Annotated in this window: 23 protein-coding genes and 1 pseudogene; 17 read left to right on the top strand and 7 right to left on the bottom strand. The window is 72.0% G+C overall.

Annotated features, from left to right (window positions below; all coding sequences use genetic code 11):
• Window positions 1–2: 2 nt before the first annotated feature.
• The 9 genes and pseudogenes from STRVI_RS36745 to STRVI_RS51365 all read left to right on the top strand — a co-directional run.
• Window positions 3–923, top strand: coding sequence for a ribonuclease Z (locus STRVI_RS36745; RefSeq protein ID WP_014060637.1), 921 nt, complete (start codon window positions 3–5; stop codon window positions 921–923).
• A gap of 252 nt (window positions 924–1,175) precedes the next feature.
• Complete coding sequence (locus STRVI_RS36740; protein ID WP_086019715.1) at window positions 1,176–2,267, top strand: PfkB family carbohydrate kinase; 1,092 nt, start codon at window positions 1,176–1,178, stop codon at window positions 2,265–2,267.
• A gap of 192 nt (window positions 2,268–2,459) precedes the next feature.
• On the top strand, window positions 2,460–3,464 hold the full coding sequence (locus STRVI_RS36735; RefSeq protein ID WP_014060635.1) for a PhoH family protein: 1,005 nt from the start codon (window positions 2,460–2,462) through the stop codon (window positions 3,462–3,464).
• A 12-nt stretch (window positions 3,465–3,476) separates the two neighbouring features.
• Window positions 3,477–3,974, top strand: a complete 498-nt coding sequence (ybeY, locus tag STRVI_RS36730) for an rRNA maturation RNase YbeY (protein ID WP_014060634.1) — start codon at window positions 3,477–3,479, stop codon at window positions 3,972–3,974.
• Window positions 3,971–5,281: a hemolysin family protein gene (locus tag STRVI_RS36725; RefSeq protein WP_014060633.1), complete on the top strand. Its 1,311-nt coding sequence runs from the start codon at window positions 3,971–3,973 to the stop codon at window positions 5,279–5,281. Before ybeY ends, STRVI_RS36725 begins: the two co-directional genes overlap by 4 nt.
• Window positions 5,282–5,865: 584 nt before the next feature.
• The gene (locus tag STRVI_RS36720) at window positions 5,866–8,847 is read left to right on the top strand and encodes a beta strand repeat-containing protein (protein WP_014060632.1); all 2,982 of its coding nucleotides are present in this window, start codon (window positions 5,866–5,868) and stop codon (window positions 8,845–8,847) included.
• 152 nt (window positions 8,848–8,999) lie between these two features.
• Window positions 9,000–9,350: a hypothetical protein gene (locus STRVI_RS36715; RefSeq protein WP_043241052.1), complete on the top strand. Its 351-nt coding sequence runs from the start codon at window positions 9,000–9,002 to the stop codon at window positions 9,348–9,350.
• A 175-nt stretch (window positions 9,351–9,525) separates the two neighbouring features.
• On the top strand, window positions 9,526–10,482 hold the full coding sequence (gene era, locus STRVI_RS36710; protein ID WP_086019714.1) for a GTPase Era: 957 nt from the start codon (window positions 9,526–9,528) through the stop codon (window positions 10,480–10,482).
• Between the two features lie 95 nt (window positions 10,483–10,577).
• A pseudogene (locus STRVI_RS51365) lies at window positions 10,578–10,679 on the top strand (GTPase Era); the annotation flags it as partial.
• 54 nt (window positions 10,680–10,733) lie between these two features.
• Here STRVI_RS51365 and STRVI_RS36705 read toward each other — a convergent pair.
• Together STRVI_RS36705 and STRVI_RS36700 are read right to left on the bottom strand one after the other, a co-directional pair.
• The gene (locus STRVI_RS36705; RefSeq protein WP_014060629.1) at window positions 10,734–11,000 is read right to left on the bottom strand and encodes a protealysin inhibitor emfourin; all 267 of its coding nucleotides are present in this window, start codon (window positions 10,998–11,000) and stop codon (window positions 10,734–10,736) included.
• Window positions 11,001–11,027: 27 nt separating this feature from the next.
• Window positions 11,028–12,137, bottom strand: a complete 1,110-nt coding sequence (locus STRVI_RS36700) for a M4 family metallopeptidase (protein WP_014060628.1) — start codon at window positions 12,135–12,137, stop codon at window positions 11,028–11,030.
• A gap of 335 nt (window positions 12,138–12,472) precedes the next feature.
• Here STRVI_RS36700 and leuA point away from each other — a divergent pair, with 335 nt between their 5' ends.
• From leuA to STRVI_RS36675, 5 genes are all read left to right on the top strand, one after another.
• Entirely contained in the window at window positions 12,473–14,269 is a 1,797-nt protein-coding gene (leuA, locus tag STRVI_RS36695; protein ID WP_014060627.1) for a 2-isopropylmalate synthase, read from the top strand.
• A gap of 215 nt (window positions 14,270–14,484) precedes the next feature.
• Complete coding sequence (locus STRVI_RS36690; RefSeq protein ID WP_014060626.1) at window positions 14,485–15,195, top strand: TerB family tellurite resistance protein; 711 nt, start codon at window positions 14,485–14,487, stop codon at window positions 15,193–15,195.
• 128 nt (window positions 15,196–15,323) lie between these two features.
• On the top strand, window positions 15,324–17,567 hold the full coding sequence (locus STRVI_RS36685) for an MMPL family transporter (RefSeq protein ID WP_014060625.1): 2,244 nt from the start codon (window positions 15,324–15,326) through the stop codon (window positions 17,565–17,567).
• A gap of 135 nt (window positions 17,568–17,702) precedes the next feature.
• Entirely contained in the window at window positions 17,703–19,109 is a 1,407-nt protein-coding gene (locus tag STRVI_RS36680; RefSeq protein WP_014060624.1) for a sensor histidine kinase, read from the top strand.
• Between the two features lie 227 nt (window positions 19,110–19,336).
• Window positions 19,337–20,008, top strand: coding sequence for a response regulator transcription factor (locus STRVI_RS36675; protein ID WP_043241041.1), 672 nt, complete (start codon window positions 19,337–19,339; stop codon window positions 20,006–20,008).
• A gap of 45 nt (window positions 20,009–20,053) precedes the next feature.
• Here the strand turns inward: STRVI_RS36675 and STRVI_RS36670 are convergent, their stop codons facing one another.
• Genes STRVI_RS36670 through STRVI_RS36665 form a run of 3 tightly spaced genes read right to left on the bottom strand, consistent with a single transcriptional unit; the run spans window position 20,054 to window position 21,943 of the window.
• The gene (locus tag STRVI_RS36670) at window positions 20,054–21,160 is read right to left on the bottom strand and encodes a membrane protein (protein ID WP_014060622.1); all 1,107 of its coding nucleotides are present in this window, start codon (window positions 21,158–21,160) and stop codon (window positions 20,054–20,056) included.
• Window positions 21,061–21,267: a hypothetical protein gene (locus STRVI_RS56240; RefSeq protein WP_078505874.1), complete on the bottom strand. Its 207-nt coding sequence runs from the start codon at window positions 21,265–21,267 to the stop codon at window positions 21,061–21,063. The genes STRVI_RS36670 and STRVI_RS56240 overlap by 100 nt, the downstream gene beginning before the upstream one ends.
• A 31-nt stretch (window positions 21,268–21,298) precedes the next feature.
• Window positions 21,299–21,943 (bottom strand): GNAT family N-acetyltransferase, encoded by a 645-nt coding sequence (locus STRVI_RS36665; protein ID WP_014060621.1) that lies wholly within the window; start codon window positions 21,941–21,943, stop codon window positions 21,299–21,301.
• 102 nt (window positions 21,944–22,045) lie between these two features.
• Here STRVI_RS36665 and STRVI_RS36660 point away from each other — a divergent pair, with 102 nt between their 5' ends.
• The 3 genes from STRVI_RS36660 (at window position 22,046) to STRVI_RS36650 (ending at window position 23,614) form a co-directional block, all read left to right on the top strand.
• Window positions 22,046–22,255, top strand: coding sequence for a helix-turn-helix domain-containing protein (locus STRVI_RS36660; protein WP_018087470.1), 210 nt, complete (start codon window positions 22,046–22,048; stop codon window positions 22,253–22,255).
• Complete coding sequence (locus tag STRVI_RS51355) at window positions 22,255–22,992, top strand: Clp protease N-terminal domain-containing protein (protein ID WP_014060619.1); 738 nt, start codon at window positions 22,255–22,257, stop codon at window positions 22,990–22,992. Before STRVI_RS36660 ends, STRVI_RS51355 begins: the two co-directional genes overlap by 1 nt.
• A 73-nt stretch (window positions 22,993–23,065) precedes the next feature.
• Window positions 23,066–23,614 carry a GNAT family N-acetyltransferase gene (locus STRVI_RS36650; RefSeq protein WP_014060618.1) on the top strand — a complete coding sequence of 183 codons (549 nt, stop codon included), beginning with the start codon at window positions 23,066–23,068 and terminating at the stop codon, window positions 23,612–23,614.
• A gap of 51 nt (window positions 23,615–23,665) precedes the next feature.
• Here STRVI_RS36650 and STRVI_RS36645 read toward each other — a convergent pair whose 3' ends face one another.
• Together STRVI_RS36645 and STRVI_RS36640 are read right to left on the bottom strand one after the other, a co-directional pair.
• The gene (locus tag STRVI_RS36645; RefSeq protein ID WP_251982815.1) at window positions 23,666–23,932 is read right to left on the bottom strand and encodes a hypothetical protein; all 267 of its coding nucleotides are present in this window, start codon (window positions 23,930–23,932) and stop codon (window positions 23,666–23,668) included.
• Window positions 23,929–25,275, bottom strand: a complete 1,347-nt coding sequence (locus STRVI_RS36640) for a S8 family peptidase (RefSeq protein ID WP_014060616.1) — start codon at window positions 25,273–25,275, stop codon at window positions 23,929–23,931. The genes STRVI_RS36645 and STRVI_RS36640 overlap by 4 nt, the downstream gene beginning before the upstream one ends.
• Between the last annotated feature and the right edge of the window lie 270 nt (window positions 25,276–25,545).

Here is a 25,545-nt window from a genome sequence, read left to right as displayed (position 1 = left end):
CCTTGTCCGCACGGGAACTGATCGTCCTCGGCACCGCCAGCCAGGTGCCGACCCGGCACCGCAACCACAACGGCTATCTGCTGCGCTGGGACGGCGAAGGCCTGCTGTTCGACCCCGGCGAGGGCACCCAGCGCCAGATGCTGCGGGCCGGGGTCGCCGCCCATGACATCGACCGGATCTGCGTCACGCACTTCCACGGGGATCACTCGCTGGGCCTGGCCGGGGTGATCCAGCGGATCAACCTCGACCGGGTGCCGCACCGGGTGACCGCCCACTACCCGGCGAGCGGACAGCGGTTCTTCGAGCGGCTGCGGTACGCGACCGCCTACCGCGAGACGGTGGCGCTGACCGAGGAGCCGGTCGCCGGTGACGGCGCGGTGCTGGCCCGCACCCCCGCGTACACGCTGGAGGCGGCCCGGCTCTCGCACCCCGTCGAGTCGTACGGCTATCGCCTGATCGAACCGGACGGCCGCAGGATGCTGCCCGAGCGGCTCGCCGCGTTCGGCGTCCGCGGCCCGGACATCGGCCGGCTGCAGCGGGAGCGGGCGCTGGAGATCGAGGGACGTACGGTCACGCTCGAAGAGGTCAGCGAGGTGCGCCGGGGGCAGCGCTTCGCGTTCATCATGGACACCCGGCTGTGCGACGGCGTCTCCGCACTGGCGCAGGGGTGCGATCTGCTGGTCATCGAGTCGACCTTCCTGGACGAGGAGGAGGCGCTGGCCGTCGAGTACGGGCATCTGACCGCCGGGCAGGCGGCCCGGGTCGCGGCCGGGGCGGGGGCGCGGCATCTGGTGCTGACGCACTTCTCGCAGCGCTACGGCGATCCGTCCGACTTCGAGCGCCAGGCGCGGGCCGCCGGGTTCGAGGGGCAGCTCACGGTCGCCGAGGACCTGATGACGGTGGCGCTGCCCAAACGGCGCTGAGGGCACCGCGGCGAGGGCGCCCGGGCCGCGGGGGTCGGTGCAGGCCGCGCCGCGGCGGGGCCGCCCTGCCGCGGGGGTCGGACGGATCGCCGCGCCGCGGCGCGCCGGCACGGCAGACGCCCCGAGGGGGTGACGCTTGCCGGTCCCCGGCCCGTTGTCCGTGCCATCGTGCACACTGTCCGCACCCGCATCCGACGATGGAGGCGGACCGGTCAGACCTGGGAGAGCGCGGTGACGACACACAAAGGCGACATGCTCACAGCGGGTTACCCCCTGCTCGACCCGCTCGAGGCCGTTCGCCGGCCCGGTGACCCGGCGTGCGACGTCTATCTCACCGGCACCGTCTTCCTCGACATCATCTTCACCGGTCTGGACACCGCCCCCGTCCGCGGCACCGAGTCCTGGGCCCGCGGTATGGGCTCGAGCCCCGGCGGCGTCGCCAATATGGCCACCGCCCTGGCCCGGCTCGGCCTGCGCACCTCGCTCGCCGCCGCCTTCGGCGACGACCATTACGGGGACTACTGCCAGGACGCCCTGGACCGCGGCGAGGGCATCGATCTCTCGCTCTCCCGCACGATCCCCGGCTGGCACTCCCCGGTGACCGTCTCGATGGCCTACGAGGGCGAGCGGACCATGGTCTCCCACGGCCATGAGGCCCCGCCGCCCGAGGAGCCCGCGCCCCGTTGCCCGCCCCCGGCCCGCGCCGCCGTGGCCTCCCTGGTGCCCGGCAGCGGCCAGGAGTGGGTCGCCGAGGCCGCCCGCCGCGGCAGCAGGGTCTTCGCGGACGTCGGCTGGGACGACACCGGCCGCTGGGATCCGGCCGACCTCGCCGAGCTGGAGCACTGCGAGGCGTTCCTGCCCAATGCCGAGGAGGCGATGCGCTACACCCGCACCGACTGCCCGCGTGCCGCCGCCCGGGCCCTCGCCGACCTGGTCCCGCTCGCCGTCGTCACGCTCGGCTCCGAGGGGGCGTACGCGGTCGACGGCCGCACCGGCGAGACCGCAGAGGTGCCCGCGATCTCCGTGGAGGCCCTGGACCCGACCGGCGCCGGGGACGTGTTCGTCGCCGGTTTCGTCACCGGCACGCTCGCCGACTGGCCGCTCGCCGATCGGCTGGCCTTCGCCGGGCTGACCGCCGCGCTGTCGGTGCAGGAGTTCGGCGGCTCGCTCTCCGCGCCCGGCTGGGTCGAGATCGCCGCCTGGTGGCAGCACGCCCGCTCCTACGACGACCAGCCCGGCCGCGCGCTGCGCCGCTACGCCTTCCTCGACCGGCTGCTCCCGGCCGCCGCCCGCCCCTGGCCGCTGCGCCGGGCCGTTCCGACGATCGGTTTCCGCCAGGCGTAGCGCGGGCCCCGGCCGAGGCCCCGGACCCTGGGGCGGCCGGGGTGCGGGAGCCCCAGGTGAGTGAGGTGATGAGTGGATGAGGAGTAAAAGTGCTCGGGGCTTGTCGGTGCTCCGTCGTAAGCTTGTAGCCAAGGTTGTCGAGCGGCGAGAACCCTTGTGCCAGGAGGTAGAAGCAGGCCAGAGAGCCGGCCCATGACGCAACCAACCACAGCACCGCAGGCGCATGCACAGTTCACGGTCCCGAACAAGCACCCCATGGTGATGGTCTTGGGATCCGGTGACGCGCTGTTGCGTGTGATCGAGAACGCGTTCCCGGCGACCGATATTCACGTACGGGGCAACCAAGTCAGCGCCACCGGGGATCCGAAGGAAGTCGCCCTGGTCCAGCGTCTGTTCGATGAGATGATGCTGGTGCTCCGCACCGGTCAACCGATGACGGAGGATGCGGTGGAGCGCTCGATCTCCATGTTGCGCGCGGCCGAAAATGGAGAGGGCGGAGGGGAGGAGACGCCTGCCGAGGTGCTCACCCAGAACATCCTCTCCAACCGTGGCCGCACCATCCGTCCCAAGACGCTCAACCAGAAGCGCTATGTCGACGCCATCGACAAGCACACGATCGTCTTCGGCATCGGGCCGGCGGGCACCGGCAAGACCTATCTGGCCATGGCCAAGGCGGTCCAGGCGCTGCAGTCCAAGCAGGTCACCCGGATCATCCTCACCCGGCCGGCGGTCGAGGCGGGGGAGCGGCTCGGCTTCCTGCCCGGCACCCTCTACGAGAAGATCGACCCGTATCTGCGGCCGCTCTACGACGCGCTGCACGACATGCTCGACCCCGACTCCATCCCGCGCCTGATGGCCGCGGGCACGATCGAGGTCGCGCCGCTGGCGTATATGCGCGGCCGGACGCTCAATGACGCGTTCATCATCCTCGACGAGGCCCAGAACACGAACCCCGAGCAGATGAAGATGTTCCTCACCCGGCTCGGCTTCGATTCCAAGATAGTGATCACGGGCGACATCACCCAGATCGACCTCCCCGGCGGGACCAAGAGTGGTCTGCGCCAGGTGCGGGAGATCCTGGATGGCGTCGAGGACGTTCACTTCTCCATGCTCACCAGCACCGACGTGGTCCGTCACAAGCTGGTCGGCCGTATCGTCGACGCATACGACCAGTACGACAGCCGCAACGGAAAGTAACCGCGAACCCTCATGGCGATCGACGTCAACAACGAGTCCGGTATCGATATCGACGAGCGGGCTGTGCTCGACGTCGCCCGCTACGCGCTGGCCCGGATGCGTATCCACCCGCTCTCCGAGCTCTCGGTGATCGTCGTCGACGCCGACGCCATGGAGCAGTTGCACATCCAGTGGATGGACCTGCCGGGGCCGACCGATGTCATGTCCTTCCCGATGGACGAGCTGCGCCCGCCGGCCAAGGACGACGAGGAGCCCCCGCAGGGCCTCCTCGGGGACATCGTGCTCTGCCCCGAAGTGGCCAAGAAGCAGGGGGAGGAGGCGCCGACCGAGCACTCCATGGACGAGGAGCTGCACCTGCTCACCGTCCACGGCGTCCTCCACCTCCTCGGCTATGACCACGAGGAGGCGGATGAGCGCGCCGAGATGTTCGGCCTGCAGGCCGCCATCGTCGACGGCTGGCGCGCGGAGCAGGGCCTGACCGGTCCCTCCCCGGCCCCCACCGTCCGATGAGCGCCCAGCTCGTCGCCGCGACCGTCCTGCTGGTCGTGGTGGCCTGGCTGGCGGCCTGCGCGGAGGCCGGTCTCGCCCGCACCACCCGGTTCCGGGCCGAGGAGGCCGTGCGCTCCGGGCGGCGTGGCAGCGCCAAGCTGATGCTCGTCGCCGAGGACCCCACCCGCTATCTCAATGTGGCGCTGCTGGTCAGGGTCGCCTGCGAGGTCGCGGCGGGCGCGGTCGTCACGTTCGCGAGTCTGCGCGAGTTCGACGAGACCTGGAAGGCGCTGACCGTCGCGATCGGCGTGATGGTCCTGGTGTCGTATGTGGCCGTCGGCGTCTCCCCGCGCACCATCGGCGCCCAGCATCCGCTCAACACCGCGACCGTCGCCGCCTATGTGCTGATCCCGCTGGCCCGGGTCATGGGCCCCATCCCGCCGCTGCTGATCCTCCTCGGTAACGCGCTCACGCCCGGCAAGGGCTTCCGTAAGGGCCCGTTCGCCTCCGAGGCCGAGCTGCGCGCCCTGGTGGACCTCGCCGAGCAGGAGTCGCTGATCGAGGACGAGGAGCGGCGCATGGTCCACTCCGTCTTCGAGCTCGGCGACACCCTGGTGCGCGAGGTGATGGTGCCGCGCACCGACCTCGTGGTCATCGAGCGCTTCAAGACCATCCGGCAGGCCCTCACCCTCGCGCTGCGCTCCGGCTTCTCCCGGATCCCGGTCACCGGGGAGAACGAGGACGACATCGTCGGGGTCGTCTACCTCAAGGATCTTGTCCGTAAGACGCATATCAACCGCGAGGCCGAGGCCGAGCTGGTCTCCACCACGATGCGGCCCGCCACCTTCGTCCCGGACACCAAGAACGCGGGCGATCTGCTGCGCGAGATGCAGCAGGAGCGCAACCATGTCGCCGTCGTGATCGACGAGTACGGCGGCACGGCCGGCATCGTCACCATCGAGGACATCCTCGAGGAGATCGTCGGCGAGATCACCGACGAGTACGACCGCGAGCTGCCGCCCATCGAGGACCTGAGCGACGGCACCCACCGGGTGACCGCCCGGCTCGCCCTCGGCGACCTGGGCGAGCTGTACGGCACGGACCTGGAGGACGAGGACGTCGAGACGGTGGGCGGGCTGCTCGCCAAGGCGCTGGGCCGGGTGCCGATCGCGGGCGCCACGGCCCAGGTCGACGTCCCCGAGGGCGGCATCGACCCCGCGCTCAAGGCGCTGCGGCTGACCGCCGAGTCCCCGGCGGGCCGCCGCAACCGCATTGTCACGGTGCTGGTCGAGCCGGTCCGCGAGACCGCCGCGGCCGAGCCGGAGTAGCCCTGTAGCAGCCCCCGCGCACCCGCGACGCGGCCCCGTCCACACCCCCGTGGGCGGGGCCGCGCCGTCATGCCGACAAACCGGGGCCGCGCCGTCATGCCGACAAACCGGGGCCGCGCCGTCATGCCGACAAACCGGGGCCGCGCCGTCATGCCGACAAACCGGGGCCGCGCCGTCATGCCGACAAACCGGGGCCGCGCCGTCATGCCGACAAACCGGGGCCGCGCCGTCATGCCGCGAAGTCCGCCCCTCCACGCTCCCGCGGCACGCGCCGGGGCGCGGCACCCGCCTGCGCGACAGCGGGCCGTCGCGCCAGCGCATCGGCAACGCGCGGCCCGCGCTGCGCCATACGAGTGGAATAGCCGTCCGCTCCCTGGTCCATCTGGCGTAGGCACCCGCTTACTTGCAGATACCGACTGGTGGGTCGCCCATACCTCTGTCGGGGGACAGCCGGCTTGTCTTGCTTGACGTAGACAGGTCGGCCGTATGGGCACCCCCGTGCAGAGGCCATGGCTCCGCGCGGCATGCGCCGCGCGGAGCCGGGCGGCTCATCTCCCTGAGATCAGGAAAGGGCGGCCGCTTCCATGTCCACCACTGTGGTGACCTCCACGCCGAATCCCTCTGTCTTCGGTCAAACCGTCACCTACACCGCCACCGTCACCGGCATCACCGCCGGGACCCCTCCGTGGGGCGACGTGACCTTCACCATCACCGGTGGCCCGACCATCGGACCCGTAACGCTCACTCAAACCGGGGCCGACTCGGGCACGGCCAGCGTGACCGACTCCACACCACTGACCGCCGGTCCCCATCAGGTCACGGCGAACTTCGTCAACATCGCCGATCCCACGGACAATTCGTCCGGCACGACCATCCAACTGGTCAACCAGTCGGCGACCGCCACCACCGTCACCTTCGTGCCGCCCGCGCCCGTCTGCGGGGAGACCGTGACGCTGACCGCCAATGTGGCGGCGGTGCCCCCGGGCACCGGCACACCCACCGGTACGGTCACCTTCATCGTCAGCGCGGACGGGCCCACGGTGACCGGGACCCTCGACGGAGCCGGGAACGCCTCCGTGACCGTCCCCGCCCTGAGCGTGGGCACGCACCAGGTCGCCGCGTTCTACAACGGCGACACTAACTTCGCCGCGTCCAACTCGGCCTTGACGCCGCTCACCGTCAACCCGGCGGACTCGACCACGACCCTCACCGTGTCCCCGGCCGCTCCGGTCTGCGGTGAGGAGGTGACCCTGTGCGCCCAGGTGACGGTCGTCGCGCCCGGCACCTGTACCCCGACGGGCACGGTGATGTTCGCCATCGACGGTGTTCCGTTCGTCGTCGCCGCGCTCGACGCGAGTGGCCAGGCGTGCGTGACGGCCGACATCCCGGTGGGGACACACACCGTGACGGCCACCTACAACGGCAACGGGAATGTCGCGGGCTCGACCGGCACCGGAACGGTGACGGTCGGCCAGGGAGCCTCGACCACCACGGTCACGGTGTCCCCGGCCGCTCCGGTCTGCGGCGAGGAGGTGACCCTGTGCGCCCAGGTGACGGTGACGCCGCCGAGCACCTGTACGCCTACGGGCACGGTGACCTTCGTGATCACCGGCGGCCCGGTTCTCACGGGCATGCTGGACGCGACCGGCCAGGCATGCGTCACCACCAGTGACCTGACCGCGGGGTCGTACACCGTGACGGCCACGTATGCGGGCGACACGGGTGTCGCGAGCTCCACCGGCTCGGCGTCGTTCACCGTGGGCCAGGGCACGTCGACCACCACGGTGAGCGTCTCGCCCAGCCCGACCGTCTGCGGTGAGCTGGTGACCATCTGCGCGAACGTGACCGTCGCGCCACCGAGCACATGCCTCCCCACCGGGAACGTGACGTTCGTCGTCTCGGGCGGTCCGACGCTGACCGGGACGCTCAACGCCAGCGGCCAGGCATGCGTGACCACCAATGCCATCCCGGTCGGCGCACACACCGTGACCGCCACCTACGCGGGCGACGGAGGTGTCACGGGCTCGACAGGGACCGGCTCCGTCACGGTGAACCAGGCGTCCTCGACGACCGTGCTGACCATCACGCCCAGCACGGCGTCGTGCGGCGAGACGGTCAGCCTCTGCGCCCAGGTCACCACGACGCCGCCCGGCACCTGCGTTCCGACCGGAACGGTCACCTTCACCATCGCGGGTGGTCCGACGCTGACCGGGGTGGTCGACGCGACCGGCCAGGCATGCGTGACGGCCAGCAACATCCCGGTCGGCACCCACGCGGTGACGGCCACCTACTCCGGCGACACCGGCGTCGCCGGGTCGAACACCACCGGGTCCGTCACGGTCAACCAGGGCGTCTCCACCACGACCCTGAGCTTCCTGCCCACCTCTCCGGTGTGCGGCCAGCCGGTGACCCTGTGCGCGCAGGTGACGGTCGCGGCGCCCAGCACCTGCGCTCCGACCGGAACGGTCACGTTCACGATCGCGGGCGGTCCGACCTTGACCGGAACGCTCAACGCCAGCGGCCAGGCGTGTGTGACGACCAGTGCCATTCCGGTGGGCACCCACGCGGTGACGGCCACGTACGGGGGCAACACGGGCGTCGCGGGCTCGTCGGCCTCCGGTTCCATCACCGTCGGCCAGGCCGCGTCCACGACCACGCTGACCATCCCGCCCGCCTCTCCGGTGTGCGGCCAGCCGGTGACCCTGTGCGCGCAGGTGACGACGAACGTGCCCGGCACCTGCGCTCCGACCGGAACCGTGACGTTCGTGATCGCGGGCGGTCCGACCTTGACCGGAACGCTCAACGCCAGCGGCCAGGCGTGTGTGACGACCAGTGCCATTCCGGTGGGCACCCACGCGGTGACGGCCACGTACGGGGGCAACACCGGCGTCGCGGGCTCGTCGGCCTCCGGTTCCATCACGGTCGGCCAGGCGAGCACCACGACCACGCTCACCTCCTCGCCGAACCCGTCCGCGCCCGGCCAGAACGTGACCTTCACCGCCACCGTGACCCCGGTGCCGCCGGCGACGGGCACGCCGACCGGGACCGTCACCTTCGTGATCAGCGGCGGGCCCACCCTCACCGGCACGCTCAACGCCTCCGGTGTGGCGACGGCCAGCACCAGCACCCTCACCACCGGAGCGCACACGGTCACCGCCACCTACAACGGCGACACCTGCTTCGGCCCTTCGACCTCACCGACGATCACCCAGAACGTGGTCTCGGCGACGGTCGGGACCACCGTGACCGCCACCCCGGCCACCATCCGGCTGCGGTTCAACGGCACGCTGATCATCCCGACCCTGAGCGCGACGCTGAGGGACGCGTCGAACAACCCGGTCCCCGGCCAGACCCTCACCTTCGTCGCCAACTCGGTGCTGGGCCCGCTCGCGCTGGGCAGCGCGGTCACCAACGCCGGCGGCACGGCGACGCTCAGCAATGTGACCGTCCCGCCGACCATCCTCACCGCTTCGACCTACACCGCCTCCTTCGGCGGCGCCCCGGGCCTGAGCCCGTCGTCGGGCTCGGCCTCGCTGACCTTCCAGCCGACGCCGATCCTCCCGTAAGGGCCTGAGCACACCCGCACAGCGCAAGTCGCCCGCGCCGGGCCGCCGCACAGCGGCCCGGCGCGGGTCGCTGTGTGCCCGGGTGCGGGCCCGGCTCCCCGCCCACCCCACCGGCGTCACCGCCGGTCAACGCCCCGCATATGCTCGTCCGCATGAGCGAAGCAGCGCAGCTGGACCCCGAAGACCGCAAGATCATCACGCTGGCCCGCTCCGCGCGGGCCCGTAACTCCGTGGTGGAGGGCGCCGCCGTACGCGATGAGACGGGGCGTACGTATGTCGCCGGGACCGTGGCCCTCGACTCGCTGAAGCTGAGCGCCCTGCGGACCGCCGTCGCCATGGCCGTGGCGAGCGGTGCCACGTCCCTGGAGGCCGCGGCCGTGGTGACCGAGGCGGAGAGCGTGTCGGACGAGGACCGCGCGGCCGTCCGGGACCTCGGCGGGGCCGGGACGCCGGTGCTGCTGGCGGGCCTCGACGGCACCCTGCGGGCCACGCTGCCTGCCTGACCGACTCACCGCCACCGGCGGTCGTACGGGGCCGGGACGGCTGGCTGTACGGGGCCAGGACAACTGGCCGTACGTGGCCCGGGACGACCGGCCGTACGTGGCCCGGGACGACTGGTCGCACCAGGCCCGGGACGACTGGTCCGAGCGGGCCGGGGCATCGGGGAGAATGGGGTCCATGACTGCCGGTACCCCCCCGTCCCCGACCGAGCAGCGGGAGACCCCGCACCGCTCGGGCTTCGCCTGCTTCGTCGGCCGCCCCAACGCGGGCAAGTCGACCCTGACCAATGCGCTGGTGGGGACGAAGGTCGCGATCACCTCGAACCGCCCGCAGACCACGCGCCACACCGTCCGCGGCATCGTGCACCGCCCCGACGCCCAGCTCGTGCTCGTCGACACCCCCGGTCTGCACAAGCCGCGCACCCTGCTCGGCGAGCGGCTCAACGATGTCGTGCGCACCACCTGGGCCGAGGTCGACGTCATCGGCTTCTGCCTGCCCGCCGACCAGAAGCTGGGCCCCGGCGACCGCTATATCGCCACCGAGCTGGCGGGGATCAAGAAGACCCCCAAGATCGCGATCGTCACCAAGACCGATCTGGTCGAGTCCAAGCAGCTCGCCGAGCAATTGATCGCCATCGACCGGCTCGGCACGGAGCTGGGCTTCGAATGGGCCGAGATCGTCCCGGTGTCGGCTGTCGGCGACAAGCAGGTGGGCCTGCTGGCGGATCTGCTGGTCCCGCTGCTGCCCGAGGGCCCGACGCTCTACCCCGAGGGCGACCTTACCGATGAGCCCGAGCAGGTCATGGTGGCCGAGCTGATCCGGGAGGCCGCGCTGGAGGGCGTACGGGACGAACTGCCGCACTCCATCGCGGTGGTCGTGGAGGAGATGCTGCCCCGCGAGGACCGCCCCGCGGACCGGCCGCTCCTCGACATCCACGCCAACCTCTACATCGAGCGGCCCAGCCAGAAGGGCATCATCATCGGCCCCAAGGGACGCCGCCTCAAGGAGGTCGGCACCAAGTCCCGCAAGCACATCGAGGCCCTACTCGGTACGCCGGTCTTTCTCGACCTTCATGTGAAGGTCGCCAAGGATTGGCAGCGTGACCCGAAGCAGCTACGGAAGCTGGGGTTCTGAGCCTGGCTCTCACTGCCGGTCGGAGGCCGGCGCGGCCGTGCGAAGCCCGGGAGGCCCCTGGGGCCGAGCGGTGCGAGGGCGGCAGAGGGAGGGGGCTCGAGGCCCTGCTGGGCACGCCGGTCTTTCTCGACCTTCATGTGAAGGTCGCCAAGGATTGGCAGCGCGACCCGAAGCAACTGCGGAAGCTGGGGTTCTGAGCCCCGGCCCACGCGGTTGCGGAGACGGGGGTTCTGAGCCCCCGTTGAGCGTCCCTACGCGCCTTCCTTCAGCACCGTGCGGATCAGTTCCCGCTGGGCGTCGCTCAGATGGGGGTCCGCGGCGTGGATGGTGCGGCCGTCGACGGTGATCTCGTACTGAAAGCCGTCGGGGACGCCGCGGGCGGCCGTGATGTGGCCGGTCTCGACGGCCTGGTGGGCCAGGGCGTCCAGATGCCTGGCGTCGGGCCGGCCGGTGGTGTCCAGCTCGGCCCGGCGCTCGATTCCGGCGAAACCGCCGGTGCGGGTGACGGAGATGCGCATGGCTCCATCACTACCCGATGGCGTGCTCTAGCGCGCGCCCACGCGGGCCCGCAGATCGGTGATGCCCACCCCGGCCCACGCCTCCTGCACCGCCGTCTGCTCCTCGCCCTCGCCGTAGCGGGCGTGCGCCGCGGCCACCGTAAGGTGGGCGAAGTCGGTGAACTCCGCGTCGGAGGCCAGATCGCCGCCGGTCAGCACGTCGAACCAGATCTGCCCGGCGCGCTCCCAGGCGTTGCCGCCCAGGGCGGTGGCGGCGAGGTAGAAGGCGTGGTTGGGGATGCCGGAGTTGATGTGGACGCCGCCGTTGTCGCGTGAGGTGCGGACGTAGTCGTCCATCGTGCCCGGCTGCGGGTCCTTGCCCAGCACATCGTCGTCGTACGCCGTGCCCGGGGCCTTCATCGAGCGCAGGGCCACTCCGGTGACCCGGTCCGTCAGCAGCCCCGCGCCGATCAGCCAGTCGGCCTGCTCGGCGCTGTGGCCGAGGACATGCTGCTTGACCAGTGAGCCGAAGACGTCGGACATCGACTCGTTGAGCGCCCCGGACTGGCCGAAGTACTCGAGGTTGGCGCTGTACTGCGTGACGCCGTGGGTGAGCTCGTGGGCCATGACGTCGACCGGGATGGTGAAGTCCAGGAAGACCTCGCCGTCCCCGTCGCCGAAGACCATCTGCTCGCCGTCCCAGAAGGCGTTGTTGTAGTCCTCGCTGTAGTGGACGCTCGCGTTCAGCGGCAGACCGGAGTCGTCGATCGAGCGCCTGCCGTACGCTTTGAGGAAGAGCTCGAAGGTCGCGCCGAGCCCGTCGTAGGCGCGGTTCACCGAGTCGTCCCCGCTCGCCTGGTCGCCCTCGCCGCGCACCTTCTTCCCCGGCAGCGAGGTCTTGCGGTGGGCGTCGTAGACGGTGCGCTCGGGCTTGTCGGAGGGCGCGGCGGCCCGCGCGGCGGGGACCCCGCGCACGGTGGTGATCCGGCGGCGGGTGCGCTGCAGGGCGTCGTGCTCCAGGGTGCGGCGGGCGAGATCGGCCAGCGAGGCGTCCTCGGCATGGGACAGCTTGTCGAGGACATGCGGCGGCACGATCGTGCAGAAGGTGCCACGGCGGTGACTGCGGGCCTGCGCGGGGGCATTGGCGTTGGCGTCCATGGCTGGCAATGTCGCACCGTGTGAGATGAGTGTCACGCCTTGCGGTCATGATTGCTGAAATCGAGTGGAAGATGTGTATTCCTCCGCAGGCCATGTTTCGGTCCGCATAGTGATACGGGTTCCGCCGCGCCGGTGCGTCTCGGTTAGGCTGCTCGGCATCATGCGTTTCGGGCTGCTTCTTCTTAGCTGCCGCGGCGAGGGCCTGTAGTCGTAGGCCGACCCCCTCCCCGCGGAGTTCGGCGTTGCAGTGATCACGCCCTGTCGGCCGCCCCAGGACCTCCGCGACAGCGGATTCGTCCCGTGGACAGCGGATTACCCAAGGAGCCCCGCGCACCATGACGACTCACTCCGATACGCCCGGCCATTCCCAGACCTCCCGTAGCGCCGTCGGGCGTCCCACGCCCCTCACGGCCGCGACCGTCACCCAGCGCCCCTCCGGTATGCCGATCCACAAGTACGGCCAGTACGAGGCCGTCGACATCCCGGACCGCACCTGGCCGGACAACCGGATCACCGTCGCCCCGCGCTGGCTGTCCACCGATCTGCGGGACGGCAACCAGGCGCTGATCGACCCGATGTCCCCGGCCCGCAAGCGCGAGATGTTCGACCTGCTGGTGCGCATGGGCTACAAGGAGATCGAGGTCGGCTTCCCCTCCTCAGGCCAGACCGACTTCGACTTCGTACGGTCGATCATCGAGGAGGGCGCGATCCCGGAGGACGTGACGATCTCCGTCCTCACCCAGGCGCGCGAGGAGCTGATCGAGCGCACCGTGGAGTCGCTGCGCGGGGCGCACAGGGCCACTGTGCACCTGTACAACGCCACCGCACCCACCTTCCGCCGCATCGTCTTCCGCGGCACCCGGGAGCAGGTCAAGCAGATCGCGGTGGACGGCACCCGGCTGGTGGTGGAGTACGCCGACAAGATCCTCGGCGATGAGACGGTCTTCGGCTACCAGTACAGCCCGGAGATTTTCACCGACACCGAGCTGGACTTCGCGCTGGAGGTCTGCGAGGGCGTCATGGACGTCTGGCAGCCCGAGGAGGGCCGCGAGATCATCCTCAATCTGCCGGCCACCGTCGAGCGCTCGACCCCGTCCACCCATGCGGACCGCTTCGAGTGGATGTCGCGCCAGCTGTCCCGGCGCGAGCACATCTGCCTGTCGGTGCATCCGCACAACGACCGGGGCACCGCCGTCGCCGCCGCCGAGCTGGCGATCATGGCCGGGGCGGACCGGATCGAGGGCTGTCTGTTCGGGCAGGGCGAGCGCACCGGCAATGTCGACCTGGTGACGCTGGGCATGAACCTGTTCTCCCAGGGCGTCGACCCGCAGATCGACTTCTCGCAGATCGACGAGATCCGCCGCACCGCCGAGTACTGCAATCAGATGGAGATCCACCCGCGCCACCCCTACGCGGGCGATCTGGTCTACACCTCCTTCTCCGGCTCCCACCAGGACGCCATCAAGAAGGGGTTCGACGCGCTGGAGGCGAGCGCCGCCGAACAGGGCAAGACGGTGGACGAGATCGAGTGGGCGGTCCCGTACCTGCCCATCGACCCCAAGGACGTCGGCCGCTCCTACGAAGCCGTGATCCGGGTGAACTCCCAGTCCGGCAAGGGCGGCATCGCCTATGTCCTGAAGAACGACCACAATCTGGACCTGCCGCGCAGGATGCAGATCGAGTTCTCCAAGACGATTCAGGCCAAGACCGATGCCGAGGGCGGCGAGGTCACCCCGGGCCAGATCTGGGCGGCCTTCCAGGACGAGTACCTGCCGACCGACGACAACCGGTGGGGCCGGATCGCGCTGAGCAGCGCGCAGACGTCCACCACCAGCGAGGGCACCGACGCGCTCACCGTCGAGGCGGTCGTGGACGGCGCCGAGGCGGTGCTGACCGGCACCGGCAACGGCCCGCTGGCGGCCTTCTTCGACGCTCTGGCCTCGATCGATGTGGACGTACGGCTGCTGGACTACTCCGAGCACACGCTGAGCGAGGGCGCCGCGTCCCAGGCCGCCGCGTACATCGAATGCGCGATCGACGGGCAGGTGCTGTGGGGTGTCGGGATCGACGCCAACATCGTGCGGGCCTCGCTCAAGGCGGTCGTCTCCGCGGTGAACCGGGCGCGTCGATGATTTTTTCGGTGCGTGGATGATCTCTCATCCGACGGATCCGACGGGTCCATCACCCCGTTGACCTTGTCACCCACACGGGCCCCGTTCACCATGCGAGGTGGGCGGGGCCTCGGGTTTGGCCTGTTGTCTCCGTTCGGGGTACTGACGTCACATCATGGATGTGGCTAGCATCACGTCAACGCGGCAACGTGGCCGAAGCGTTATGGAGGTGTGACGTGGTGCACCGGCGAGCCCGCCGTGACCGGGACCTGTGTGTGGTAGGCGTGCGCACTCTGTGGCGGACTGTCGGCGATGGTGAGTTCTTCTGCCCGGAATGCGGAGGTGACCGCAATTTCCGCCGCCGTACCGGCCGCCGTCGCATCGTGGTGCTCGGCGTGCCCGTGCTGCCGCGCGGACCGGTCGCGCCCATCGTGGAATGCGCGGCCTGCGACAGCCGCTACGGCACGGAGGTGCTCGACCACCCCACGACCATCCGCTTCTCCGCGATGCTCCGCGACGCGGTGCACACCGTGGCCCTCGCGGTCCTCGCCGCGGGCGGCACCGAGGCGACGGCGGTCCGGCAGGTCGCGGTCGGCGCGGTGCGCGCCGCCGGGTTCGCCGACTGCAGCGAGGACCAGCTCCTCGCGCTCATCGAGGCGCTCGCCGCCGACACCGGGCGGCTCCCGGGCGCGTGCGGCGAGCGCGACGGCCTGGACCCGTGCGGTACGGCGCTGGCCATCGAGCTGCATGAGGCCCTGGAGCCGCTGGCCCCGCATCTGGCCCCCACCGGCCGGGAGGCCATCCTCCTCCAGGGCGCCCGGATCGCCGTGGCCGACGGCCCGTACCGCCCGGCCGAGCGCGCGGTCCTGGAAACCGTCGGCCGGGCCCTGATGATCTGCCCCGACGACACGGCCCGGCTGCTGGCCGCCACAAGGGCGGCGTTCTGAACCGGCGATTCCGGGTCGCCTCCGTACTCCCCCGGGAGTAATCGGGCCCGTCCCGCCCCCGGCGCAGTAGCCGCCATCTCCGCCGCCGGCGCGACGTATCCGTGCCCCCGCGCCGGAAGCCTGGGGGCATGCAGACGACATCGTCAGGGATCCCGAGCGATCCCCATCAACCGGACGCGGCGCCGCCCTCCGCGGCCGGGCCGCCCTCCGGGCCCGGCGGCAACCGGCGCCGCTCACTGCCCTGGGCGCTCATCGCGGGGTGGGTGCTGTTGCTCCTCGTCGCCGTCCCCTTCGCGGGCAAGCTCGAGGGCGTCAAGCGGGACACGGCCGTCGACTACCTCCCGGCGGGCGCCGACTCCACCCAGGTGGCCCGGCTCCAGGAGCGGTTGCCCGGTGGCGACACCATCGACCTCGTCCTCGTCTACCACCGCGACGGCGGGCTGACCGACGCCGACCGTAAGGCGGCCGGCGGGAAGGTCGCCGAGGTGGCGGGGCGCCACGACATCGTCGGTGGGCAGGCGCCGCGCGCCATACCGTCCAAGGACGGCACGACCCTGATGTACCCCATGGCGCTCACCGGCGTGACGGACGAGAAGGAGCGGGCCGACGCCGTCAAGGACGTCCGCGCCGAGCTCGCCTCCCACCCCGAGGGTCTGAGCGTCCAGGTCGGCGGTCCCGGGGCGCTCAGCGCCGACTCCCAGGAGGTTTTCGCCTCCACCGACGGCACGCTGATGTTCGCCACCGCCGGGGTGGTCGCCCTGCTGCTGATCATCACCTATCGCAGCCCGCTGCTGTGGCTGGTGCCGCTGGGGGTGGTCGGGGTCGCCGCCATGGCCGCGATGGCGATCGTCTACGGCCTCGTCCAGGGCTTCGACCTCGTCGTCACCAGCATGAGCTCCTCGATCATGACGGTGCTGGTCTTCGGCGCGGGCACCGACTACGCCCTGTTGATCGTCTCCCGCTACCGCGAGGAGCTCCGCCGCCACCGCGCCCCGTACGACGCGATGCGCGAGGCCCTGCGCGGCTGCGGTCCGGCCGTGCTCGCCTCCAGCGGCACCGTCGCCGCCGGGCTGCTGTGCCTGCTCGCCGCGGACCTCAACAGCAGCAGCGGACTGGGCCCGGTCGGCGCGGTCGGGGTCGTCTGCGCGCTGGTGGCCATGATGACGCTGCTGCCCGCGGTGCTGGTGCTGCTGGGGCGGCGGATCTTCTGGCCGCTGATCCCGACCTACGGCAGCGAGCCGCGGGCGACCCGGCGCGGGTTCTTCGAGGCGATGGGCGGCTCGGCCCGCCGTCGGCCCGGAGCCGTTCTGCTCGGCGGTGCCGCGCTGCTGGGCGCCCTCGCCATCGGCGTGCTCAATCTGCCCGGCGACCTCAAGCAGGAGGACACCTTCACCGACAAGCCCGAGTCGGTGGCCGCGACCCGGACCCTCGCCCGCGCCTATCCGGACAGCAGCAGCCAGCCCATCAGCGTGATGGCGCGCACCGCGGGGGCGGACGAGGTGCTGCGGCGGGCGCGCGACACGGAGGGGGTCGCGCGGGCGGACAGCGGGCGCAGCGGCGGCGGCTGGACGGAGATCGACGTCTTCCCCCAGGGCGCCCCGCAATCGGCCGGGGAGACGGCCACCCTGCACGCCCTGCGCTCCGGTCTCGTACGGGTCGAGGACGCCGACGCGGTCGTCGGCGGGCCCAGCGCCCAGCAGCTCGATCTGAAGGACACCAACGCCCGCGACCGGATGCTGGTCATCCCGCTGGTGCTGATCGCCGTGCTGCTGATCCTCGCGGCCCTGCTGCGCAGCCTCGTCGCGCCGCTGGTCCTGGTCGTCGCCGTGGTCGCGGTGTGGGGCGCCGCGATGGGCGTCGGCGGGCTCTTCTTCGACCCGGTCTTCGGCTTCGCCGGGGTCGACCCCGGACTGCCGCTGCTCTCCTTCGTCTTCCTGGTCGCCCTCGGCGTCGACTACGGCATCTTCCTGATGCACCGGATGCGGGAGGAGTCGCTGCGCGGGGCGGACGTCCCGGACGCGGCCGTGACCGCGCTGCGCACGACGGCCGGGGTGATCGCCTCGGCCGGTCTGGTGCTGGCGGCGACCTTCGCGGTGCTGGCCTCGCTGCCGATGGTGATGCTGGTCGAGATGGGGTTCGTGGTGGCGGTCGGCGTGCTGCTCGACACCTTCCTCGTGCGGACGTATCTGGTGACGTCGGCGAGCCTGCTGCTGAAGCGGTGGGTGTGGTGGCCGGGTGCCCTCTTCCGCCGTACGCCCGCCTCGTCGGTCTCGCCCGGCTCGTCGGCCTCCTCGGCCTCCTCGGCCTCGGACGACCAGGGCGGCGCCTCCGGCCCCGAGGCCCGTCCCGAACCGGCCGTACGCGGCGGCTGAGGCCGCCTCTGAGCCCGGACCGGCCGCACAGGGGACGGCCGGTCCGGAACCCCCTTCGCATCGCCCTGTCACAACGCTTGTACGTACCGCTCGTTCATACCGCCCTATGGATCGGCCCGAGGCGGATCCCCGAGGATGGAGCCCGTGCCCGCACCTCCCGCGACCCACCCCGCGACCACGCCACCGGCGCCCCCCGCCGCGCGCTCCACCGTGCACTTCACCGCCCACCGCGCGCTCGCCTCCGTGCTGCGCGCCCTGCACAGCGGCTCCCGCCCCGCCGAGACCCGGGACGAGGCCCGCAGGCGGCGGCGGGTGGACGCCGGGATCGCCGGTGCGGTGCTGGTCCTGCAGATCACGCTGGCCCTGCTCAACCTCGATCGGAACGGCCACCGCCCCGACGCGATCGGCTGGGCGCTGCTCACCGCCAGCGCCGTGGCGCTCGTCGGGCGGCGGCACAGCCCGATGGCGGTCACCGCGGCCGTGGTGCTCATGGTCGGGCCGTACCACGCCATGGACAACGTCCATATCGCGGTCGTCCCGGCCGGGCTCCTCGCCGTCTACACCCTCGCCGTCATCGGCCCGCCGCTGCGGTCCTTCCTTACGGTCGGCATCCTGCTCGCGGGCATGGTGACGATGATGACCGTGGGCAGTAGCGTGCACGCCGGCGCCGACATGCTGCGCAGCTCCGGCTGGGTGCTGTCGGTCGTGGTGATCGGCGAGGCGGTCCGTATCCACCGTAAGTACATCGCCGCGATCCTGGAGCGGGCCGAACGCGCCGAGCGGACCCGCGAGGAGGAGGCGGCCCGGCGGGTCGCCGAGGAACGGCTGCGCATCGCGCGCGATCTGCACGATCTGCTCGCGCACAGCATCACCCTCATCGGCGTCCAGACCTCCGTCGCGGCGCATGTCCTGATCGCCGACCCCGAACGGCTGGACCGCGAGGCGATGGCCAAGGCGCTCGACGCGATGGCCGACACCTGCCGGGACGCCCGCGCCGAACTCCGGGCCACCCTCCAGGTGCTCCGCGGGGGCGCGGACGGCGACGCCGACCACGCGGACGAGGAGGACATCGGCCCACTGCCGGGGCTCGCCGGACTCGCCGACCTGGCCGCGGCGGCGGAGGCGGCGGGCGTACGCGTGGACCTTACGGTCGGCGTGGAGGGGGCCGAGCTGTCGCCCGCCGTGGGCGCCGCCGCGTACCGGATCGTGCAGGAGGCCCTGACCAACGCCGTCCGCCACGCGCCCGGCACACGGGTGCGGATCACGCTCGTACGGGACGAGGGGGAACTGTGCGTCGCCGCCGTGGACGACGGCCCCGGCGGCGACGGTGAGCCCCTTACCGCGCCCGCGGAACCGGGCTATGGCATCGTCGGCATGCGCGAGCGGGCCCGCAGCGTCGCGGGCACCCTGACCGCCGGACCACGCGAGGACGGCCCAGGCTTCGCGATCAGGGCCGCGCTGCCGTGGGGCAGGGGCGGCGCGCCCGGCGGCCGTACGGGCACCGGACAGACCGCCGCAGCGCCCAGGGAGGCCACCACATGACGACCGCACCGGACCCGGCGTCAGGGACTCGCTCGTCGGACCCGGCGCCGGGGGCCCGCCCGGCGGCCCCGGCGTCAGGCGCCGCCCCAGTGGATCCCGTCCCCGGGGCCACCTCGCCGGATCGCGCCTCCGGGACCGCCGCATCGGACCCTTCGTCCGGGCCCGCCGCACCGGATCCGACATCCAGAACGGCCGCACCGGATCCGTCATCCGGCAGCGCCGCGCCCATCAGGGTGCTGCTCGCCGACGACCAGAGGCTGGTCCGTTCCGCCTTCGCCATGCTGGTCTCCTCGGCCCGTGACATGGACGTGGTCGGGCAGGCGGGCACCGGCCGCGAGGCCGTCGAACTGGCCCGCACCGCCCGCGCCGACCTCGTCGTCATGGACATTCGGATGCCCGACCTCGACGGCATCGAGGCCACCCGCCGCATCGCCGCCGACGAGGACCTGGCCGGTGTCAAGGTCCTCGTCCTGACGACCTACGACACCGATGAGCACATCGTCGAGGCGCTGCGCGCGGGCGCGTCCGGCTTCCTGGTGAAGGACACCCGGCCCGCCGAACTCCTGGACGCCATACGGACCGTGGCGGCGGGGGAGTCCCTGCTCTCGCCCGGCCCCACCGCCCGCCTCATCGCCCGCGTCCTGCGGCTCCCCGACGCCCCGCCGCCCGGTGCCCCGGCCCCCGCCGCACTGGCCGCGCTCTCCGAGCGCGAACGCCAGGTGCTCGCCCTCGTCGCCCGCGGTCTCAACAACGCCGAGGCCGCCCAGACCCTCGGCCTCTCACCGCTCACCGCCAAGACCCATGTCAGCCGCATCATGGGCAAGCTGGGCGCCCGTGACCGCGCCCAACTGGTCATCGTGGCCTATGAGTCCGGCCTGGTCACCCCGTCCCGCTCCTGACCGGGCGCACTGCCCCGGACGCCCCCGCTCCACACGCTCCCCCCGTCAGTCCGCCTCGCGCCGCCCCCAGCCGTCCCGGTACGCCGCCCAGTCGTCGTCCGTCGCCGCGTAGTCCACGTACAGCGCCACCCCGAAGCGCTCACGCCGCCGGTCCTCGCGGCCGAGGCCGAGGCGGGCGCCGCGGACCGCCGCCGGGACGGTCTCGGCCCAGGCGTGGCGGCCGAAGTTGTTGGTGTGGTAGCCGGGGAGGCCCATCAGGAGATCCGTGGTCGGCGGGGTGACCTCGAGCGCGAGTTCCGTCTGCTGGGCCACATAGCCGCCGTAGAGGCTCTCCAGCGGCATCGAGGTGTCGTACGACATCACCGCGATCTGGTCGACCCGCCGTGCCACCTGCCCGAAGTACGACTGCGACCACCACTTGGGGTGGCCGGTGAGGAACCCCGCGACCGAGTGCAGGGCGGGCAGCGGGTCGATCTGGTGGGCCGCGACCGACAGCGGGGCGTGTCGGGGACGGGTGAGGGCGTGCAGCGCGTCGAGGAGGGCGAGATAGGCGCGGTCCTCGGAGTGCAGCGGCTCCAGGTCGAAGTGGACGCCGTCGAACCCCGCGTCCAGCACCTGCCGCGCCGAGCCCACGATCCGCGTGTGGTTGTCGCCGTCGGCCAGGCTGAGCCCGGTCGGGCCCTCCGTGTCCAGAACGTCGCCGAGCCACGCCTGGACGCGGACGCCGGGCAGTTCGCGGTGCACCGCCTTCAGCAGCCACCCCGCTTTCGGGTAGCGCCCTTCGGGCAGGGTGCCGTCATGCTCCAACGGGCCCGCGTGGACGTACAGCTCGCGGATCCCGGTGCCGCGCACCCGCCGCACCAGCCCTTGGAGTTCGGCCTCGCCCTTGCGGCCGTCCACCCAGGCATGTCCGAGCCATACGGCGTCCCGGCCCCGGGTCTGTGTACCGGGCCCGGGATCGCCCGCGTACAGCAGCCGCAGGGAGATCCCGGCGGCGAGTACGGCCAGCACCAGGCAGCCGACGAAGGCGGCCACGATCCGCTTGGGCCATTTCAGCCGCGGATGGCGCCAGCGGCGCAGGAACGCCTTGCGCAGACGCCGGAGCGATGCGCGCCCCTTGGCCAGCGGCTTCGATATATGAGGTTTGACCACGGAAGGGAGGGTAACCAGCGCCGTGCGAACGCGGTTGCCCGCACGAGGGCGTTGGACTCGTAGGCTTCGCCGACGGCGATGATCTCGCCGTTGCCCGCCTGCAGCAGGAAGCGAGGCCCTCAGGGTCCATCAGGCCCATCACGGAGCGCCGAACAGCGCGCGGCACGGCTCCAGTCCGGCCATCTCGACCGAGGTGGTGCGGTGCTCCTCCCAGGCCGCGCGGTCCAGCCGCAGCCGCTGAATGGTGCGGGCCTCGCCCCTTACGGCGACCACGGACAGCCCGTCGGGGCGGTAGCCCAGCCGCCGGGAGACCCCCAGCGAGCGGCCGTTCTCCACCATCGCGCCCGAGGTCAGCGACAGCGCGCCCAAGCCCTCGAACGCCAGGTGCGTCACCGCCGCCCGCATCTCCGTGCCCAGGCCCTTGCCCTGATGGGCGGTGCCCAGCCAAGAGCCCGTCTCGGCCTCCCGGGTGACCGCGAATTCGGTCGCGAACAGGTCCTGCCGCCCGATCACCGCGCCCTCGTGCAGCACCGCGAGGCTCAGCGCCCACTTCTCCGGCCGCCATTCGGCGATCGTGCCCAGCAGATGCTGGAAGGAGCTGCGTCCGCGCTCCTCCGGGGGTGAATCGGTCCAGGGGACGCTGAAGGGCATCTCGGCCGGGTCGTGCACCCCGTCCGCCGCGACCGCGGCGAGTTCGTCGAGGAGGGGGATGTCGGGAAGCCGCAGTTCCAGGCGCGGCGTACGAAGGCGAAGCCCGTACAGGGGCCAGCAATGGGGGTCCATGACGGGAGGCTGCCGGACGTACGGCCGCCGCGTCGAACCAATTACGGCCTCATTCGTCAACCCATGTTGACGGCGAGCCGGGCGTCAACCTACATTGACGCCATGACCGAAGCAACGGATCTCGCCGAGCGCGCGGGCGACCGGGACCCCCGGGTCGGACTGCGCGCCGTCGCCGCGCTGCGCCGGCTGCTGGAGCAACTGGAGGCCGTACAGGTGCGCAGCGCCCGCGCCCAGGGCTGGTCGTGGCAGGAAATCGCCGCCGAACTGGGCGTCAGCAGGCAGGCGGTCCACAAGAAGCACGGGAGGCGTTGATGTTCGAGAGGTTCACCACCAGTGCCCGCGAGGTCGTACGCGGCGCCGTCCGCCACGCGGAGGACACCGGGGCCGACACAGTCGGCGAGGCCGAGCTGCTGCTTGCGCTCCTGGACCGTACGGACAGCGGCCGTACGGACAGCGGCCGTACGGACAGCGGCCGTACGGGCGGCAGCGGTGCCGACAGCAGCCGTACGGAGGGTCCCGGCGGCCGTAAGGACGGCGGCCGTGCCCGCAGCGACCGTAAGGGCAGCCCCGCCGCCGAGGTCCTCACCGCCCTCGGCGCGCACGGCCGCCGCGCCTCGATCGAGCAGGCCCTGGCCGAGGTCCGCCGGCGCGGGGGCATCACCGGCGCCGATGTGGAGGCGCTGGCCGGGCTCGGCATCGACGTGGACGAGATCGTCGCGCGGGTGGAGGAGGCCCATGGCGTGGGCGCCCTCGCCACGGCCGGACCCACCCCTGGATCCACCCCCGAAGGCACTCCCGGATTCGCCTCCGCACGCGCTCCCCGCCGCGGCAGGCGCCCCCTGCGCCGCCCATTCTCCCGGGAGGCCAAGTCCGTGCTGGAGCGCTCGCTGCGGATCGCCCTCGCCCGCGGCGACAAGCACATCGGCGATGAGCATCTGCTGCTCGCCCTCACCGCCCGCCCCGGTGTGGCCGCGCATGTCCTGGCCGACCACGACGTGACGTACATCCAGGTCGAACGGGCCCTCACCGCCCGCGCCACGAAGGGCTGACCCGGGAGCCCGTCCTGCGCGGCGGCGCACAATTGGTTTGCTCCCGCACCGCGTTGGGACGCATCCTGACCCGATGTTGATCCGACGAGAGACCCGCTCCGACATCGACGCCATCCGGGCCGTCACCTCGGCCGCGTTCGCGAAGTCGGACACCTCGGATACCACGGGCACCCCGCACACCCCGGTCCCGGTCGAGACCGCGCTGCTGGACGAACTCCGGATCAGCGACGGCTGGTTGCCCGCCCTGTCGTTCGTCGCCACCGCCGACCGTGCCGAGGTGATCGGACATGTCGTCTGCACCCGCGGCCATGTCGGCTCCGACCTGGCCCTCGCCCTCGGTCTCGGACCGCTCAGCGTGCACCCCGCCCATCAGCGCCGCGGCGTCGGCCAGGCGCTCGTCCACGCGGTGCTCGGCGCCGCGGACGCCTTCGGCGAATCGCTGGTCGCCCTGCTGGGCAGCCCCGCGTATTACGGCCGGTTCGGCTTCCGCCCGTCGACCGACTACGGCATCACGGCCCCGGATCCGGCCTGGGGCGACTACTTCCAGGTCCGGACCCTGACCGCCTATCAGCCGACCCTCAAGGGGGCCTTCGCGTACGCCGAACCGTTCAACCACGTCTGAGCCCGCAGCCCGGAGCCCGGAACGCTGAGCCCGCACCCCGCAGCCCGGAACTCACCGGATCGGCGGGTCGGGCGGCGGCGGAAGCCGGACGATCTGTTCCCGGTCCACCGACTCGACGCCGTCCACCGCCGCCAGGACCGGGATCCGGTCCTCGGCGATGGTCCCGGACAGCGAGCCGAGGATCTGCTGCTCACCGGTGACCGTCAGCCCGACCCGCCGCGCGGCCTCCACGACCTGGGCGAACCGGTCCGGGTCGACCGAGAGGATGACCCCGACCGGCCCGGACCGCGCCGCCTGCCCCACAGCGTCCCCGCTCACGGGGCCTGGAGCAGACCCGAGCCGACGTCCGCGGCCGGCTGCGCCAGCGGATGGGCCCCGGACCGCAGTCGGGTGCCGAGGTCGGCCGCCGAGGCCTCCGGATGCGCCTGGGCCAGCAGCGTGACGACACCGGCGGCATGCGGCGCCGCCATACTCGTGCCGCTCATCGTCTGGTACGTCCCGCCGGGCGCGGCTGAGAAGATGTCGACCCCGGGCGCCGCGATATTGACTTCCCCGCCCTCGCCGTTGATGGCGCCGCAGGAGAAGAACGCGGTCCCCAGGTCCTTGCCGAGCGCCGCCACCGCCAGGATGGACGGGCAGTTGGCGGGCCGCCCCACCGGCGCCACGAAGCCGGGCCGCCGGCTCTCGTTGCCCGCCGCGGCCACGATCACGGTGCCGCGCCGCAGCGCTCGCCGCGCCACGTTCTCGTAGGTCTGCGGGAACAGTTCCCCGGGCTCCACCGGAGCCCCGAGCGACATGGAGATCACCCGGGCGCCCTGGGAGATCGCCCAGGCCATCCCCGCCAGGATCTGGCCGTCGGACCCCACGCCCTGGTCGCTGAGCACCTTGCCCACCAGCACTCCGGCCTCACCGGCCACGCCGTACCGCGGCGCGTGCCCGGGCTCGGCCGGACCGGCCACCGTGCCGACGCAGTGGGTGCCGTGGCCATGGCCGTCCTCGACACTCGCCCCGGACACGAAGGAGGCCGCCGCCTCGACGCATTCGGTCAGATCCGGGTGATCGGTGTCCACACCGGTGTCGAGCACGGCGACCTTCACCCCGCTGCCGGTCAGATGCGACCAGTTGGCGCGGATCCCCTGGAGCCCCCAGGTGGTGTTCTGCTCGTCCCAGGCCGGTCCCAGCGAGGTGGCGAGCTCGGCCCGGGTGTGCCGGGTCACCTCGTCCTCGTCGCTGCGGTACATCGGGAAGAAGCCGGTCAGCGTGTGGTGCGGCTCCGTGATCACCGACGCGTACACCACGCGCTCCGGCTCCGTCGCGATGATCGTCGGCTCCGCCTCCGCCGTGGTGACCAGCGCATGGCGCTGGTCCGGCTGCACATCGACGACGGCGACGCCGAGTTCGTCGAAGACCACCGACACATCGGGCCGCGCCAGCAGCTCCGCCGCACCGGGTTCCGCCCCGCGGACGCGTTCCACGGACGCGATCCCGACGGACGAGCGCAGCGCCTCCATTCCGCGCTCGGGTTCCCGCTGATCGAGCAGGACCACATACCGCCCGGTGTATTCCGTCGGCTGCGTCCCCAGCGGCATGCCGACCTGCGGCGGCCGCTCCCCGTTCGGGCCGTTACCCATGGGCCCCACGGGCCCGGGTCCGTTCGTCATTGCCTTCTCCGCTCCTGTGCGCGGTCGCGGTCAGTGCGTTCCCCCGGATCGCGGACACGCGCCACTGCGCGGAAGGCCAGGCCCCAAGGGCGACGGTCCGGTGCTCCCGTGTACCGGCGCGGTCCTGTGCGTCTTCTTCAGCCCCCACGTTCTGCCACGCCCCCGTGTCCCCCTCATGTCCACCGTCACCCCACGCGTGGGGGGCCGCAACTCGGGGTCCGGGGCCCACTGGAAACCGTTAATGCGAGGCAATTACCGGGGCAGGTGAAT

The sequence above is a fragment of the Streptomyces violaceusniger Tu 4113 genome, from assembly GCF_000147815.2.
Classification (GTDB): Bacteria; Actinomycetota; Actinomycetes; order Streptomycetales; family Streptomycetaceae; genus Streptomyces; species Streptomyces violaceusniger_A.
The sequence above is the reverse complement of the archived record's forward strand: the minus strand, read 5'-3'. Positions and strand labels throughout refer to the sequence as shown.